The sequence below is a fragment of the Mycobacterium gallinarum genome (genome assembly GCF_010726765.1).
GTDB classification, from domain to species: Bacteria; Actinomycetota; Actinomycetes; order Mycobacteriales; family Mycobacteriaceae; genus Mycobacterium; species Mycobacterium gallinarum.
Genome location: NZ_AP022601.1, coordinates 4,088,677 through 4,104,688, shown reverse-complemented (window position 1 = coordinate 4,104,688; position 16,012 = coordinate 4,088,677). Strand labels below are relative to the sequence as shown.

14 protein-coding genes, 1 tRNA gene, 1 other RNA gene and 1 pseudogene are annotated in these 16,012 nt (G+C 66.5%); 8 read left to right on the top strand and 9 right to left on the bottom strand.

The features are described 5' to 3' along the window. Window positions 1-5 precede the first annotated feature (5 nt). Together lucA and G6N42_RS20175 are read right to left on the bottom strand one after the other, a co-directional pair. The gene (lucA, locus tag G6N42_RS20180) at window positions 6-797 is read right to left on the bottom strand and encodes a lipid uptake coordinator LucA (RefSeq protein ID WP_163731954.1); all 792 of its coding nucleotides are present in this window, start codon (window positions 795-797) and stop codon (window positions 6-8) included. Window positions 798-868: 71 nt separating this feature from the next. After that, window positions 869-954 (bottom strand) — tRNA-Ser (locus G6N42_RS20175). Window positions 955-1,022: 68 nt separating this feature from the next. Between G6N42_RS20175 and ffs the strand changes: the two genes are divergently transcribed. The 3 genes from ffs (at window position 1,023) to G6N42_RS20160 (ending at window position 4,446) form a co-directional block, all read left to right on the top strand. Beyond that, window positions 1,023-1,119: signal recognition particle sRNA small type (gene ffs / locus G6N42_RS20170), an RNA gene on the top strand. Window positions 1,120-1,156: 37 nt separating this feature from the next. Continuing rightward, complete coding sequence (locus G6N42_RS20165) at window positions 1,157-2,434, top strand: aspartate aminotransferase type Ic (RefSeq protein WP_163731952.1); 1,278 nt, start codon at window positions 1,157-1,159, stop codon at window positions 2,432-2,434. A 107-nt stretch (window positions 2,435-2,541) separates the two neighbouring features. Continuing rightward, window positions 2,542-4,446: a DNA polymerase III subunits gamma/tau gene (locus tag G6N42_RS20160; RefSeq protein ID WP_163731948.1), complete on the top strand. Its 1,905-nt coding sequence runs from the start codon at window positions 2,542-2,544 to the stop codon at window positions 4,444-4,446. 3 nt (window positions 4,447-4,449) lie between these two features. Here the strand turns inward: G6N42_RS20160 and G6N42_RS20155 are convergent, their stop codons facing one another. Together G6N42_RS20155 and G6N42_RS20150 are read right to left on the bottom strand one after the other, a co-directional pair. Further along, window positions 4,450-5,763, bottom strand: a complete 1,314-nt coding sequence (locus G6N42_RS20155; protein ID WP_163731945.1) for a class I SAM-dependent methyltransferase — start codon at window positions 5,761-5,763, stop codon at window positions 4,450-4,452. Next, window positions 5,760-7,151, bottom strand: a complete 1,392-nt coding sequence (locus tag G6N42_RS20150) for an FAD-binding oxidoreductase (RefSeq protein ID WP_163731942.1) — start codon at window positions 7,149-7,151, stop codon at window positions 5,760-5,762. The genes G6N42_RS20155 and G6N42_RS20150 overlap by 4 nt, the downstream gene beginning before the upstream one ends. 75 nt (window positions 7,152-7,226) lie before the next feature. On the opposite strand from G6N42_RS20150, the gene G6N42_RS20145 reads away from it, so the two are divergent. Then, entirely contained in the window at window positions 7,227-7,667 is a 441-nt protein-coding gene (locus G6N42_RS20145) for an SRPBCC family protein (protein ID WP_163731939.1), read from the top strand. Window positions 7,668-7,689: 22 nt separating this feature from the next. Here the strand turns inward: G6N42_RS20145 and G6N42_RS20140 are convergent, their stop codons facing one another. Then, a complete protein-coding gene (locus G6N42_RS20140; RefSeq protein WP_174262120.1) occupies window positions 7,690-8,454 on the bottom strand; it encodes an Rv3717 family N-acetylmuramoyl-L-alanine amidase in 765 nt (254 codons plus the stop codon). 88 nt (window positions 8,455-8,542) lie between these two features. On the opposite strand from G6N42_RS20140, the gene G6N42_RS20135 reads away from it, so the two are divergent. The 3 genes and pseudogenes from G6N42_RS20135 (at window position 8,543) to G6N42_RS20125 (ending at window position 10,335) form a co-directional block, all read left to right on the top strand. After that, window positions 8,543-8,881, top strand: a complete 339-nt coding sequence (locus tag G6N42_RS20135) for a YbaB/EbfC family nucleoid-associated protein (protein WP_163731936.1) — start codon at window positions 8,543-8,545, stop codon at window positions 8,879-8,881. Between the two features lies 1 nt (window position 8,882). Then, on the top strand, window positions 8,883-9,494 hold the full coding sequence (gene recR, locus G6N42_RS20130; RefSeq protein WP_163731933.1) for a recombination mediator RecR: 612 nt from the start codon (window positions 8,883-8,885) through the stop codon (window positions 9,492-9,494). 47 nt (window positions 9,495-9,541) lie between these two features. Beyond that, window positions 9,542-10,335: pseudogene (locus G6N42_RS20125) on the top strand (endonuclease domain-containing protein). 16 nt (window positions 10,336-10,351) lie between these two features. On the opposite strand, the gene G6N42_RS20120 reads toward G6N42_RS20125, so the two are convergent. After that, on the bottom strand, window positions 10,352-11,068 hold the full coding sequence (locus G6N42_RS20120) for a type 1 glutamine amidotransferase (protein WP_163731930.1): 717 nt from the start codon (window positions 11,066-11,068) through the stop codon (window positions 10,352-10,354). After that, complete coding sequence (locus G6N42_RS20115; RefSeq protein WP_163731928.1) at window positions 11,061-12,296, bottom strand: Mur ligase family protein; 1,236 nt, start codon at window positions 12,294-12,296, stop codon at window positions 11,061-11,063. The genes G6N42_RS20120 and G6N42_RS20115 overlap by 8 nt, the downstream gene beginning before the upstream one ends. Window positions 12,297-12,377: 81 nt before the next feature. Between G6N42_RS20115 and G6N42_RS20110 the strand changes: the two genes are divergently transcribed. Beyond that, window positions 12,378-13,370: a DEDDh family exonuclease gene (locus tag G6N42_RS20110; protein WP_163737866.1), complete on the top strand. Its 993-nt coding sequence runs from the start codon at window positions 12,378-12,380 to the stop codon at window positions 13,368-13,370. Window positions 13,371-13,375: 5 nt separating this feature from the next. Here G6N42_RS20110 and leuA read toward each other — a convergent pair whose 3' ends face one another. Both leuA and G6N42_RS20100 read right to left on the bottom strand, forming a co-directional pair. Then, complete coding sequence (gene leuA / locus G6N42_RS20105) at window positions 13,376-15,193, bottom strand: 2-isopropylmalate synthase (RefSeq protein ID WP_163731925.1); 1,818 nt, start codon at window positions 15,191-15,193, stop codon at window positions 13,376-13,378. Between the two features lie 168 nt (window positions 15,194-15,361). After that, window positions 15,362-16,009 (bottom strand): helix-turn-helix domain-containing protein, encoded by a 648-nt coding sequence (locus tag G6N42_RS20100; protein ID WP_163731922.1) that lies wholly within the window; start codon window positions 16,007-16,009, stop codon window positions 15,362-15,364. Between the last annotated feature and the right edge of the window lie 3 nt (window positions 16,010-16,012).

Below are 16,012 nucleotides of genomic sequence, written 5' to 3'. Positions count from 1 at the left end.
AATCTTTAATCGTCAACGGCGACGCCGCCACGCAGGCGCCTGCGGCGACGCCGCGTCGGCTCCGCCTTCTCGGACGTCCCGTTAGCAGGGGATTTGCCGTTTGCCTTATCGGTATCCGGCGCGTTTTCGTCGGCTTTGTCTGCTTCGTCGGCCGTCGCCTCGGGCTCTGTTGCCGTCGACTCGGGCTCCTCGGCCTCAGCGGTGACCTCAGCGGGCTTGTCTTCGGACTCCTCTTCGGGAGTCTCGTCTGCGGGCGTCTCGTCTGCCGTCGCCTCGTCCGCGGTCTCCGTGTCCTCAGCGTCGTCCTCAGCGTCCTTCTTACGGCCGCGGCGCTGCTTCGGCGTCTTGGGCTTCAGCGGTTTCGGCGGTGGTGGTGGCAGCTCGGCGACATCGGCCAGGTAGAACGAGAAAATCCCCAGCAGCGCGATCGCGGCGGCGGCACCGTAGATCCCGAACAGCCACTGACCCGCGTCGTCCAGCGAAAGCCAGATCTCGCTGATCGCCGCGCCGAGGATCAGCACACCGGCGAGGACGTGCAGCACGATCGACGCCGTCCGAAGCCGCAGGGCCAGCAGCGGCGTACGGAACTCCGGCCGTCGCGTGCGTAGCAGCGTGAAGACCACCGGTAGCGCGGCCAAGCCGATCAGCACACCGGTGACGATGCGCATCACGGTGCCGAGCGTGTGCGACGTCGTACCCATCAGTTCCCACCAGCGCGGCAGGACGAAGGCGAAAAACAGGGCCGCGGCAACACACGAGAACGAGGCGTGCCACAAGACCGCGACCCAGCGCCGCATACTCCTCCTTGAGGTTGGTTGGCCCGGGGTGCGACCAGGTCATTCCTATGTAGTCGCACCCCGGCCAAGCGCGGAGGATAGGGGATTTGAACCCCTGAGGGCTATTAACCCAACCCGCGTTCCAGGCGAGCGCCATAGGCCACTAGGCGAATCCTCCGCCGGTCATGGTAGCCGACCACGCTGATGTGCCCGTCCAGTCACATGTACGCCGGGTACTAGACTCCTTGCTGGACCCCGCGCGGCGTCCATCCTGTGAACTCCCCCAGGGCCGGAAGGCAGCAAGGGTCAATGGGCTCTGGCGGGTGCGCGGGGTCCCCCTCTTTTCCCGGGGTTCACCCGCTCCCAGTGAAAGGCGCCTCGTGTCGTTTCAGTCGCTCGGCCCTGCGGAAATTCGCGCACAGCACGAGTTGCAGACGCGCAATTACGCCGACCTCAAGGCCAAGGGTCTCAAGCTGGATCTGACCAGGGGCAAGCCGTCGGCCGCCCAGCTCGACCTCTCCAACGGCCTGTTGGACCTTCCGGGGAAGGCCGACTTCAAGGACGGCGACGGCACCGACACGCGCAATTACGGCGGCCTGCACGGGCTGCCGGAGCTGCGGGCCATCTTCGGCGAGATCCTCGGGATCGGGGTGCCGAACCTGATCGCCGGCAACAACGCCAGCCTCGAGTTCATGCACGACGTCGTGACGTTCACGATGCTGCACGGCGGTGTCGATTCTCCGCGGCCCTGGAAGGATGAGCCGCACGTCAAATTCCTGTGCCCGGCGCCCGGCTACGACCGGCACTTCGCGATCACCGAGACCCTGGGCATCGAGATGATCACCGTCCCCATGCACGAGGACGGCCCGGACGTCGACCTGATCGAGGAGCTGGTCGCTGTCGACCCGGCCATCAAGGGCATGTGGTGTGTTCCGGTGTACTCGAACCCGACCGGCGTGACCTATTCGTGGGAGAAGGTGCGGCGGCTGGTTCAAATGCGGACCGCTGCCAACGATTTCCGGCTGATGTGGGACAACGCCTACGCGGTGCACACGTTGACTCACGATTTCGCGCAGAACATCGACGTCCTGGGGCTGGCCGAGGCGGCGGGGAATCCGAACCGGCCGCTGGTGTTCGCTTCGACGTCAAAGATCACCTTCGCCGGTGCTGGGGTGAGCTTCTTCGGGGGCTCGCTGGGCAACATCGCGTGGTATCTGCAGTACGCGGGCAAGAAGTCGATCGGGCCGGACAAGGTGAACCAGCTGCGGCATCTGCGATTCTTCGGCGACGCCGACGGGGTGCGGCTGCAGATGCGGCGTCATCAGGAGCTGCTGGCGCCCAAGTTCGCCACGGTGCTGGAGATCCTGGCCGACCGGCTTGGCGAGTCCAAGATCGCGTCGTGGACCGAGCCGAAGGGCGGCTACTTCGTGAGCCTGGATGTGCTGCCGGGCACCGCGCGCCGCACCATCGCGCTGGCCAAGGATGCAGGTATCGCGGTCACCGAGGCCGGCGCCACCTTCCCATACCGAAAAGATCCGGAGGACAAGAACATTCGGATCGCGCCATCGTTCCCGCCGCTGCCCGAGTTGCGCGAGGCGATGGACGGCCTGGCGACCTGTGCGCTGCTCTCGGCCACCGAAGCGTTGCTGAAGGACTAGCTCGCCTACGTGATGACCCATCGCACGTCGGCTCATCTCACGAGAAGTGAGGGGTTTGGCTGTACGCGGCGCTACGGCGTCAGCCGGCCTCGGTAGCGTGTGCGAGCGTGGCGCTCTACCGCAAGTACAGACCCGCGACCTTCGCCGACGTGGTTGGCCAGGAGCACGTCACCGAACCGCTGTCCACGGCGCTGACAGCGGGGCGCATCAACCACGCGTATCTGTTCTCCGGGCCGCGCGGGTGCGGCAAGACGTCGTCGGCGCGAATCCTGGCCCGGTCGTTGAACTGTGAGCAGGGGCCGACGGCCACGCCGTGTGGGGTCTGTGCGTCCTGCGTGGCGCTCGCGCCCAACGGGGGCGGCAGCGTCGACGTCACCGAACTGGACGCCGCCAGCCACGGCGGTGTGGACGACACCCGCGAGCTACGCGATCGCGCGTTCTACGCTCCGGCGCAGTCGAGGTACCGCATCTTCATCATCGACGAAGCGCACATGGTCACCACGGCGGGCTTCAACGCGCTGCTGAAGATCGTCGAGGAGCCGCCGGAACATCTGATCTTCGTGTTCGCCACGACAGAGCCGGAGAAGGTGCTGCCGACCATTCGCTCGCGGACGCATCACTACCCGTTCCGGTTATTGGCACCGCGGACCATGCGGTCGCTGCTGGAGCGCATCTGCGCGCAGGAGACGGTCACGGTCGATGACGCGGTGTACCCGCTCGTCATCCGCGCCGGCGGCGGATCGCCCCGTGACACGCTGTCGGTGCTCGACCAGCTGTTGGCGGGAGCGGACGGTAACCAGGTCAGTTACCCACGGGCCCTGGCGCTGCTGGGTGCCACCGATGTGGCGTTGATCGACGATGCGATCGATGCGCTCGCGGCGGGCGATGCCGCCGCGCTGTTCGGGGCAGTCGAGGGTGTGATCGATGCCGGTCACGACCCGCGGCGGTTCGCCACCGATCTGCTCGAACGGTTCCGCGATCTGATCGTGCTGCAGTCGGTTCCCGACGCGGTCGCCCGCGGGGTGGTGGACGGGCCCGAGGACGTGCTGGACCGAATGCGCGATCAGGCGACCCGCGTCGGCAGCGCAACGCTGACCCGCTACGCGGAGGTGGTGCACGCCGGGCTGGGTGAGATGCGCGGTGCGACGGCGCCCAGGCTGCTGCTCGAGGTCGTGTGCGCGCGGCTGCTGTTGCCGTCGGCCAGCGATACCGAGTCGGCGTTGTTGCAGCGCGTCGAGCGCATCGAGACCCGGCTGGACATGTCGATCCCGGCGGGGGAGCAGCCCGGGGGCGCGCCGAAGTACAGCCGCAAGAGCCAGGCCGCACCGGAATCCGGCGCCGAAGCACCCGTCGACCCCAAGCCCGCACCGGAGCTGAAGCCGGCGCTCGAGCCGACGGTCGTCGTCGAGCCCAAGCCGATGCCGGAGCCGACACCCTCGCCGCCCAAGCCGCCTGAGCCGGTTTCCGCTCCGAAACCGGAACCGGCATCGCCTCCTCCGGTGCGCCAGCCCGCCGACCCCGTCGTCGCGGCGCCCCCACCCGCGGCCGTCACCGGTGAACCGAACGCCGCTGCGGTGCGCAGCATGTGGACGACGGTGCGCGAGAAGGTCCGTCAGCGCAGCCGCACCACCGAAGTGATGCTGGCCGGCGCGATCGTGCGCTCCGTGGAGGGCGACACCCTAGTGCTCAGCCACGAGTCCGCACCGCTGGCCAAACGGCTGACTGAACAGCGCAATTCCGATGTCATCCGCGAGGCGCTCAAGGACGCACTGGGTGTCGACTGGAAGATCCGGTGCGAGGTGGGCCCGCCCGGTCCGCCGCCCGCCGCCGAGCCGGAGCAGAAGCCCGCCGCCGCGCCTGGCCCGCCGCCACCGATCGACGTCGACGACGAGGAGAGCATGCTCGCCGAAGCGGGCAACGACACGTCCGATACACCGCGACGCGACCCGGAAGAGGTGGCGCTGGAGCTTCTTCAGAACGAACTCGGCGCCCGCCGCATCGACGGCGGCTAGGCCCTAGGGCGTCCACCACGGGCGCAACGGCAGCCCGCCGTCGTTCCCGCGCTCGTCCAGCTTGACGGCCAGAACCTGGTGCAGCTGAACGACATTCGTCTCGAAGCCCACTCGCGAACCGGCCATATACAGGCCCCACACCTTCGCGGTGGGAAGCCCGACTTCTTCGACGGCCTCGTCCCAGCGCTCTTCGAGGTTGCGGCACCAGTCGCGCAGCGTCAGCGCGTAGTGGTGGCGCAGGTTCTCCTCGTGCACCACCTCGAGGCCGACGTCCTGCGCCTCGCTGATGATGCGGCCCGAACCCGTGAGCTCCCCGTCGGGAAAGACGTAGCGGTCGATGAAACCACCTGCGTTGGCGCCGGTTCGGTTGTCATGGCGGGTGATGCAGTGGTTGAGCAGCAGCGCGCCGACACGCATCTTCGACTGGAGGAACCGGAAGTACGCCGGATAGTTCTGTACGCCAATGTGCTCGGTGAGCCCGATCGAAGAGACGGCGTCAAATCCGGATTCCCGGATATCGCGGTAGTCGCCGTGGCGCACCTCGGCGAGATCCGACAGGCCCTGCTCGGCGATCGCATTCTGAGCCCACTCCGCCTGCTCCTTGGAGAGCGTGACGCCGATCGCCTTCACGCCGTGGCGCGCGGCGTATCGGACCATGCCGCCCCATCCGCAGCCCACGTCGAGCAGTCGATCACCGGGCTGCAGCCGCAGCTTCTCGAACACCAGTCGGTACTTGTTCTCCTGTGCCTCTTCCAAAGTCGCGTCGGCATCCGGATAGCAGGCGCAGGTGTAGGTCATCGACGGACCGAGCACCCACTCGTAGAACTTGTTCGAGACGTCGTAGTGGTGGTGAATGGCCTCGGCGTCGCGAGTCTTGCTGTGCCGCAAACCTTCCATGACGCGACGCCAGCGCGGCAGCGCTTCCTGGGGCGGCGGGGCGATCGGCTTCAGATGCTCGATGCCGATCGTGCGCACGATGTTGGCAAGCACGCGCGGTGGCGGAAGCCTGAAATCGAGTTTGTCGGCCAGCGCCATGAGCAGGTCGTAGGGATCGGCCGGATGGACGCCGAGCGGTCTGAGATCGCCCGCTACGTATGCGCGCGCGAGCCCGAGCTCACCGGGGGCGGTCGCGAGATACGTGGTGCCGCGCGGTGTCAACAGGTCGAGGCCGAGCGTGGCGTCCTCGGGTCCGGCTGAACTGCCGTCGTAAGCGGTGAATTTCAGCGGAATCTGACCCGCGGCGAAGATCTCCAGGATCTCTGCCAACGTGAGTCTTCCGGCTGGCGCTTGTGTCGAGTGTTCTTTGAATGTGGTCATCGTCGTTGCACCGCCTTTGCGTACAGGTCGAGGAGTCTCGAGTCGGGGTCGTAGGTCTTTTTGACGGTCTTGTAGGTTTCTCCACCATAGAGTTCGTCGAACTCGTTCGGGCTGTAGTACGCATCGGAATACAGCGATTTGTGACCATCCAGCTCGCTGACCTTACGTTCGATCAATCTATTCGTATGTCCTTCGGTCGGACCCATTGGCACCGACGACCAGAACCCGACGTTGACGTACGTGCTCTGGGCGCGGATCGGGTACAGCGGCCAGGTGGTGTCGCCGCGGAGCCGCAACGGGCACAACCAGATCGGCTCGATCGGCACGTTGGACAGGAACCATTCGACGAACTCCTCTGCGCGGGACAAGGGGACCTCGATGTCCTGCACGACGCGTTCCAATGGTGGTCTGCCGTTGCGCTTTTCGATCCTGTCGGCGATGTTGAAGCGTTGGTCGTAGCCGATCAGCTTCCAGTAGACGCTGCTGCGCCGGTAGCGCCGCGGCCAGAACCGGCGGATGAGCGGATCCTGGGCGCCGAATGCCCTTGAGCACCAGAACCAGTCGGTGTCCCAGCGCCACAGGTAGTCGTGGATCGTCAGGCGGTCGTGCTTTTCGCCCTCGGGGTGCTGGATGGACCGGTAGTAGATCTGCTGGCCGGTGTAGTCGCTCACGGGACCCGGAGTGCCGGTCTGGAATCCGAGTACCAGGTAGCTCTCGTCGGCCGAGAACACGACACCGTCGAGGTAGTCGACGGGCTTGCCGGCCGCTATGTCGGGGTGGCCTCCGGTTTCGATGATGCGGTCCATCGCGGTGAAGAGATCCGTCAGTGAGTGGAATCGCAGATGCCGAAGCTCGACGAACGGTTTGACCGGTTCCAGCTCGATCTTGATCCGAACCGAATATCCCAGCGTGCCATAGGAATTCGGGAAGGCGCGGAATAGGTCAGAATTCTCGGTGGGCGAGGCGGTGATGACGTCGCCGGTGCCGGTGAGGATGTCCATCTCCAGCACCGACTCGTGCGGCAGCCCGTTGCGGAACGACGTCGATTCGATGCCGAGGCCGGTGACTGCTCCGCCGAGCGTGATCGTCTTGAGCTGCGGCACCACAAGCGGCGCAAGCCCGTAGGGCAGCGTCGCCGCGACCAGGTCCTCGTACGTGCACATTCCGGCGACGTCCGCGGTCCGATTCTCGGGATCGACGGCGATGACCCCGCCGAGGCCCGAGACGTCCAGACCCTTGGTCGACGTCTTGGCACGGGCCCGGAAGAGGTTCGACGTGGGTTTGGCCAGTCGGACCGTCGCGTTCGGGGGAATCGCCCGGTAGCTGGCCAGTAGCCGCTCTACCCCAGCGGAGTGAGCAGAACGTGCGTCGGTATCCACCACTGACACAGATATACGCTAGTCCGCGGTCGCAGGTGATGCGACCGCACCGACTGTGATCACCCCTACCTAGGAGTTGCACCGATGGGACAGGTCAGCGCGTCCAGCACCGTGGAGATCGCCGCCGCCCCGGAGACCGTACTGGCGGCCGTCGCCGACTATGCGAACGTGCGCCCCAAGATTCTCTCGCCGCACTACAGCGAATACCGGGTGCTCGAGGGCGGACAGGGCGCGGGCACAGTGGCGTCGTGGAAGCTGCAGGCGACGAAATCACGGGTGCGTGACGTGAAGGCGAGCGTCGACGTGGCAGGTCACACGGTGATCGAGAAGGACGCCAACTCGACGATGATCACGAATTGGACGGTCTCCCCGGCAGGGGAGGGCTCGTCGGTGACCGTCAAGACCTCGTGGAAGGGCGCGGGCGGCATCGGCGGCTTCTTCGAGAAGACGTTCGCGCCGCTGGGCCTGCGGAAAATCCAGGCTGAGGTGCTGGAGAACCTCAAGAAGCAGGTGGAGGGCCGCTAGGCCCGACACTCAGGCCGGAGGGCTAGCTGGAGCCGAGGAAGCCGGCGATCCCGCGCACAACGGCGTCGGCGTACTTCTGCCGTCCCTCGGGCGTCTTCATCAGCGCAGAATCGGCCGGGTTCTTCATGTTGCCGAGCTCGACCAGGACCGATGGGAACTGCGCGAGGTTGAGCCCCGCGATGTCCGACCGCGGATTCAGGCCGCCGGTACCGATGTAAGTGGACGGCACCAGGCCCGATGCCTGCAACTGGTCCTTCATGATCGTGGCCAGCCGCACCGACGGCCCGGCCTGCACGTCGTTGAGCGGTGGGGACGAGTACAGGACGTGGAAGCCGCGACCGCTGGCGGGCCCGCCGTCGGCGTGGATGCTGACGACCGCGTCGGGGCGCAGGGAGTTGGCCATTGCCGCGCGTTCGTCGACGCAGGGCCCGGCGCTGGCGTCGTCGCCGCGTGACATCGCAGTACGCACGCCGAGCGCGTTCAGCGCCTGGCGGATGCGCAGCGTGGTCTCCCACGCGAAGGCATGCTCGGCATAGCCGTCGTCGGTGGACGTGCCGCTGGCCTGGCAATCCTTGGTGCCACCGCGCCCGGTGGGCACCTGGCGGCTGATGGACGAATCGTTGACGGCGTTGTGACCGGGGTCGAGGAAGACGATCTTGCCGGCGATGTTGGCCGGCGCTGCGGATGCTGGGCTGACAAGCGTCGATGCGGCGATGAGGAGTCCGGTCGCCACCGCGGCGCAGGAGCGCAATGTTCTGGTGGCACCGACACGCAGGCGGGGATGCACGGGCGCCACCGTAGCGCTGACCCCGACTAGGCTGAAACCCCAACGCGACGACGCAACCGAGTCGAGACCAATACGCAAGGGGATCGTCATGCAACCCGGCAGTGGTGGCCAGCCCGATATGTCCGCTCTTCTGGCCCAGGCGCAGCAGGTGCAGCAGCAGTTGATGGAGGCGCAGGCGGCGCTGGCCGCGGCCGAGGTCAACGGGCAAGCGGGTGGCGGCCTGGTGCAGGTCACGATGAAGGGCAGTGGCGAGGTGATCGCGGTCCGGATCGACCCCAAGGTCGTCGACCCGCAGGACGTCGAGACGCTGCAGGACCTCGTCGTCGGCGCGATCGCCGATGCGTCCAAGCAGGTCACCATCCTGGCGCACGACCGCCTCGGTCCGTTGGCCGGTGGCATGGGCGACATGGGTCTGCCAGGAATCTGACTTGTTCGAGGGACCGGTCCAGGATCTGATCGACGAGCTCGGCAAGCTGCCGGGCATCGGGCCGAAGAGCGCGCAGCGGATCGCATTCCACCTGCTGTCCGTCGAGCCGCCGCAGATCGACCGGTTGTCCGCCGTGCTGGGACGGATCCGCGACGGGGTCACGTTCTGCGCGGTGTGCGGCAATGTGTCCGACGACGAGCGGTGCCGGATCTGTTCGGATGCCCGCCGCGACGGATCCGTGGTGTGCGTCGTCGAGGAACCCAAGGATGTGCAGGCCGTCGAGCGCACCCGTGAGTTCCGCGGCCGCTATCACGTGCTCGGCGGTGCGCTTGACCCGTTGTCCGGAATCGGGCCGGAACAGCTGCGAATTCGCGAGCTGTTGAACAGGATTGGCGAACGCGTCGACGGCGTGGATATCACCGAGGTGATCATCGCGACCGATCCGAACACCGAAGGCGAGGCCACAGCGACGTATCTCGTGCGGATGCTGCGCGACATCCCGGGTCTCACGGTCACGCGTATCGCGTCGGGGCTCCCGATGGGTGGTGACCTGGAGTTCGCGGATGAGCTGACGCTGGGCCGCGCGCTCGCGGGTCGCCGCGCAATGGCCTAGCTTCGCTTTGCATCTGAGGTGTCACTGGGCCGCGGCAGGATGCAGCCATGGCGGACATCTTCATTGGCAGCGAAGCGATGGCGGCGGGGCGTGTCACTCGCCACGAGTTGAGCCGCTGGTATCGACGGGTCCATCACGGTGTCTACGCACCGAAGGATGCGGCGCGCCGTATGTGGAGCCGACTCATCCCATCGAGCTCGCGGGCGTCAAGATTCGTGCGCAAAAGGGAATGGTGCCGAGGGCCGAGCAGGTGGCGGATGACGAGATCACTCGTATCGCCGGCTTACCCGTGACGACCCGGGTGCGCACGGCGTTCGATCTCGGTCGGCATCTGGATAGAGCCGAGGCGCTCACCCGGCTGGATGCGCTGATGTGGAACCAGGTCTATTCGATCGCCGAGGTCGTTGGATTGGCATATGCGCATCCGCGGGCTCACGGCGTCAAGCAGCTGCGTGAGCTGCTTCCACTCGTCGACGGCGGAGCGTCGTCACCGAGGGAGTCGCGTATCCGCCTGTTGTTGATCGACTCAGGATTTCCGCGGCCCGAGACGCAGATCGTCGTGCCCACGGGCTCCTATGCGATTTTTCTCGACATGGGCTGGCGCGAATACCAGGTCGCGGTCGAATACGACGGCGATCATCATCGAAAGGACCGCCGCCAGTATGTGAAAGACATCGCGCGGCTGCGCATGCTCGAGGCGCTCGGCTGGATCGTGATCCGGGTGATCGCCGAGGACAAGCCTCAGGACGTGATCGCTCGGGTCGAAGCTGCCCTGGTGAGCCGCGGCTGCCTCATCGAAATCAACGAAATGCAGAGGTTCACTCGTACTTTCGCTGCATAACGTGGAAAGCGATGAATCAGACCCGGCGGGGGGCCGCTAGTCGCTCTTTGCGCAACTGCGCGACCTCGTCGATCTCCAGCGGCGGCAGCTCGCCGACCACGCACGACAGCAGATGGTCCGCGAGCTGCGGATTGCGGGCCAGGCACGGCCCGTGCAGATACGTCGCGACGACGCTGCCCTGCACGGCGCCGTCGATACCATCGCCCGCCCGGTTGCCCGCCCCGCTGACCACCTGAGCCAATGGGCGCGCCGCCGGACCCAAAACCGTTCCGCCGCGGTGATTCTCGAACCCCGTCAACCGCTCCGTCAGTTCCGGCAGCAGGGGCTGCGACACCACCTCGCCGATCGTCCGGCTGTCCTGGGGAGACGTCGTGACGTCGAGCATGCCCACCCCGTCGACCCGCTCACCCGACGACGTTTCGTACCAGTGACCCAGCACCTGGATCGCCGCGCAGATCGCCAGCACAGGCGCACCCCGCTCCGCGGCCTGCTGCAGGCCCGGATACCGCTGCAGATGCCGGGTCGCCAACCGTTGCGCGTAATCCTCTGCTCCGCCAAGGGTGTACAGATCCAGCTCGGCAGGCACCGGGTCCGCGAGGGTGATCTCGACGATCTCCGCATCGAAGCCCCGCAAGCGCAGGCGTTGGCGCAGCACCACCGAATTGCCGCCGTCACCATACGTTCCCATCACATCGGGCAGCACCAACCCGATCCGCACCGTCGACTCACGCACGGGCGGCCCTCCCGAACGTCCGGTTCAGCGCCAAGAACGCGGTGTAGTTGGCGACCACCTCGACATGCCCCGGTGGGCACGACGTGATCGCCTCAACAGCGTTGTGCACCAACGTGTGTTCGACGCCCGCATACCCAAGTCGCACCGCCAGATCGGTACCGCGCTCTCCTGCGGCCACCACCGGATGGTTCACGAAATGCTCGAAGTTGACGTCCCACAGCCACGACAGGTCCTCCCCGTCGGGCACCTGACCGTTCACCGAGATCACCACTGAGCCGGCGTCGGTGTCGACCATCGACAACGCCTCCTGCCAGCCCGCCGGGTTCTTCGCCAGCAGCATGCGCACCGAATGCTGCCCCAGCTGCACCGTGCTGTACCGCCCGGCGACCTCGTCGACCCGCGATACCGCGGCGACGGCGGCCGCTGGATCCGCGCCCAACGTCACCGCGGCGGCGACCGCCTGAGTGGCGTTGCCGCGGTTGATGTTCCCCGGGAGCGCCAGCTGCATGGGCAGCGACAGTCCGTCGGGCCCGTAAATGTGCGTGTCATCGTACGACCACTGCGGCTCTGGCCGTTTGAAATCAGTTCCCGTCGAATACCAGACCGCGCCGTCGCGCACGATGATCTCGCCCGAGCGCGGGCAGCTCACCGAATCGTTGGCCCACCCACCGCCTGCGGCCACCCACACCACATTCGGGCTGTCGTATGCGGCCGACGTCATCAACACGTCGTCGCAATTCGCGACGACGACCGTCGACGGATGACGCGCCAGACCGGCCCGCAGCGTGCGTTCGATGTGATTGATCTCACCGACGCGATCGAGCTGATCTCGCGACAGATTCAGCAGCACGATCACCGCGGGGTCAAGCGCGTCGGCCACATGCGGCACGTGCATCTCGTCGACTTCGAGTGCTGCCAGCGACGCGTCCCGCGTGCCCGCGAGTGCTGCGACCAACCCGGCGTCCATGTTCGCGCCCTCGGCGTTGGTCGCGACGGGTCCCAGCGTTGCCAGTGCCGCCGCGGTCATTCGCGTGGTCGTGGACTTGCCATTGGTGCCGGTCACGATCGTGGTGCGACGGCCCTCGCCGAGCTGACGCAGGATTGATCTGTCCAGCGTCATCGCGACCAGGCCGCCGATCATCGCGCCTGCACCGCGGCCGGTGACGCGTGACGCCCAGCGCGCGCCGGCGCCCGCCGTCAGCGCTGCACGTCCGCGAATGGTGACCATCCCCGGCAGTCTAAGAGCCGACACGCTGAGCGAGCGCGCTGCGCCTCAGGTGGTTTGTCACCCGTCCGTGCCATCCTCGAAATTGTGAGTCAGTGCTGGGGCCGCCCCGCGACCGACGATGGCGCAGGTTGGGCCGTCGTCGACGTGGAGACCTCGGGCTTCCATCCGGGACACGCTCGGGTCATCAGCATCGCGGCGCTGGCTCTCGGTGACGACGGCAACGTCGAACAGAGTCTCTACACGCTTCTCAATCCGCGGGTGGATCCCGGCCCGACCCATGTCCACGGTTTGACCGCTGAGATGCTCGAAGGCCAGCCGTGCTTCGGCGACATCGTCGGCGATCTGATCGAGCTGCTGCGTGGCCGCACCCTGGTGGCGCACAACGTGGGGTTCGACTACTCGTTCCTGACCGCTGAGGCCGAGATGGTCGACGCGGTACTGCCCATCGACACCGCCATGTGCACCGTCGAGCTGACCCGCCGCCTCGAGTTGGGCACCGAGAACCTGCGGCTGGAAACCCTTGCCGCACACTGGGGTATCACGCAGCTAAAGCCCCACGACGCGCTCGACGACGCGATGGTGCTCGCGCAGATCCTCAAGCCGGTCCTGGTGCGTGCGCGGGAACGCAAGGTGTGGTTGCCTGTTCGCCCGCTGTCGCGGCGCGAGTGGCCCAACGGCCAGGTGACACACGAGGAGTTGCGGCCGCTGAAGATGATGGCCGCACGGCTGCCATGCCCGTACGTCAACCCCGGCCGGTTCGTCGAGGGCAGACCGCTGGTTCAGGGGATGCGGGTCGCACTGGCGGCCGAGGTCGAGCGCACCCACGAGGAACTCGTCGAGCGGATTGTGCACGCCGGGCTGTCCTATACGGACAATGTGGACTCCGAGACCTCACTCATCATCTGCAACGAGGCCCAACCCGAGCAGGGCAAGGGTTTCCAGGCCCGTGAGCTGGGCGTTCCGTCCATAACGGACGCCGATTTCATGAGTGGGCTCGATGCCGTGGTCGGCGGCAGTACCGTCGAGGAATTCACCGACGTCACGCTGGCCGGCGACCAGTTCGCGCTCTTCTAGAACGCTCAGCGAGCCGCGCGGTTGACCGCCGACACCACTGCGCGCAGCGATGCGGTCGTGATGGACGTCGCGATGCCGACACCCCACACGGTCTTGCCGCCGATCGAAGCCTCGACGTACGCCGCGGCCTGGGCTTCCTCACCCGCCGAGAGAGCGTGCTCGGAGTAGTCCAGTACGGATACGTGGAACCCGATGGCACCCAACGCATCCACGAACGCGGCGAGCGGACCGTTGCCCGCGCCCACGATCTCGCGCTCCACACCGTCGACCTTCACCACTGCCTCGATGGTGTCGGTGCCACCGTCGACCTCGGAGGCGATGACCTTCTGCCGGATGCGTTCGAGCGGGCGCAGCGGAGTCAGGTATTCCTCGGCGAAGACGTCCCACATCTCCTTCGGCGAAACCTCGCCGCCCTCGCCGTCGGTGATCTTCTGAATCGCCTGGGAGAACTCGATCTGCAGTCGCCGGGGCAGGGCGAGACCGTGGTCGGCCTTCATGATGTAGGCGACGCCGCCCTTGCCTGACTGCGAATTCACCCGTATCACAGCCTCATAGGTGCGGCCGACATCGCGCGGATCGATCGGCAGATAGGGAACCTGCCACAGGATGTCATCGACATCGGCGTCCTGCTCGTCGGCCGACACCTTCATGGCATCCAGACCCTTGTTGATCGCGTCCTGATGGCTGCCGGAGAAGGCGGTGTACACGAGATCGCCGCCATAGGGGTGGCGTTCGGGCACCGGCAGCTGGTTGCAGTATTCGACCGTGCGGCGGATCTCGTCGATGTTCGAGAAGTCGATCTGCGGGTCGACGCCACGGGAGAACAGGTTCAGACCCAGCGTGACGAGGCAGACGTTGCCGGTGCGCTCACCGTTGCCGAACAGGCAGCCCTCGATCCGGTCGGCGCCGGCTTGGTACCCCAATTCGGCTGCGGCGACGGCGGTTCCGCGATCGTTGTGCGGGTGCAGGCTCAGGATGATGGAGTCGCGCGGGGACAGGTGCCTGTTCATCCACTCGATCGAGTCGGCGTACACGTTTGGGGTCGCCATCTCGACGGTCGCGGGCAGATTCACGATCAGCGGCACGTCGGGGGTGGGCTTGATGATGTCGGCGACGGCGTTGCACACGTCGACGGCGTATTCCAGCTCGGTACCGGTGTAGGACTCCGGGCTGTACTCATAACGCCAGAGCGTGCCCGGGTACTTCTTGGCCTCCTCGACGCACAGTCGTGCGCCGTCGGTCGCGATCGACTTGACCGCTTCCCGGTCGGCGCGGAACACGACGCGTCGCTGCAGGATCGACGTCGAGTTGTAGAAGTGCACGATGGCCCTGGGCGCACCCTTGCACGCCTCGAAGGTCCGTGTGATCAGCTCGGGCCGGCACTGGGTGAGGACCTGGATGGTGACGTCGTCGGGGATTGCGCCCTCGGCGATGATCTCGCGGACGAAGTCGAAGTCGGTCTGGCTGGCCGACGGGAAGCCGACCTCGATCTCCTTGTAGCCCATCCGCACCAGCAGGTCGAACATGCGGCGCTTGCGCTGCGGGCTCATCGGATCGATCAGGGCCTGGTTGCCGTCACGCAGGTCGACGGCACACCACATCGGTGCGCGGTCGACGATCTTGTCGGGCCAGGTGCGATCGGCGAGCGCGACGGACTCGACTTCTTCGGCGAAGGGCCGATACCGGCCGACGGGCATCGACGAGCCACGCTGGGTGTTCCAGGCGGGCTGGCCGGGGTTCGGTGGGCCCGACGGCGTGGTCAGGGCACGTACGGACGCGAAGGCGTCAGGAGAATCTGGTGCGGGTCTTGAGAAGGTGGTCACGATAGGGCTCCGGGTTGTCGATGGACTCACGACCGGCGCGTCGCGAACACCCGCGACGGGAAGCCGGTCTGATCAGACCCCGTCGCGGCTGCCGAGAAGGAGCACCCGCTGCACGTTGGTCACCATACTCCCCACCCAGCCACGCCACAAAATGCAGGTCGCTGGGGACTAGACGTGGGAATCGGGGAATGCGATCACCGAGAGGAAACGGATGGGCAGCTCGACCAGATCCACCGGCCCGTGTGCGCCCTCGCCGTCGAACTGCAGCGAGTCGCCCGGGTTCAGCCGGTACACCGTGCGGCTGTGGCTGTAATCCATCACCCCTTCGAGCACGAAGATGAACTCGGTGCCCGGATGCTGAAACAACGGATAGGTCTGACTTTTCGCCGACAGGGTGACGTGCAGACACTCGAGGCGCTTGTGTTCGCCGCGAAGCGAGCCCAACAGCTGGTACTCGTGGCCTTCCTTCGTACCGTTGCGGACGATGCGTGCTCCCGTGCCCGCGCTGACGAATGAGGCGGGACGCTCGACGTCCGCACCCCGGAACAGGCTGGTGACGGGTATGTCGAAGCCATTGGCCAACAGCGCCAGGGTGCTCAGGCTGCACGATGTCTGGGCATTCTCGATCTTCGACATCATCGCCTTCGAAATGCCTACCTGGGTGGCCATCTCGGCCACCGTCAGGCCCTGCTGCAGGCGGAGCTGGCGGACGTTGCGCCCGATGGCGGCCTCCAGCTCGAGCTCGGCTACCGGCGCGTGCGGGTCGCGGTCGCGAGCCGTGCCGGACCTGTTGCGGAGCAGCGGGATGTCAGACATGGT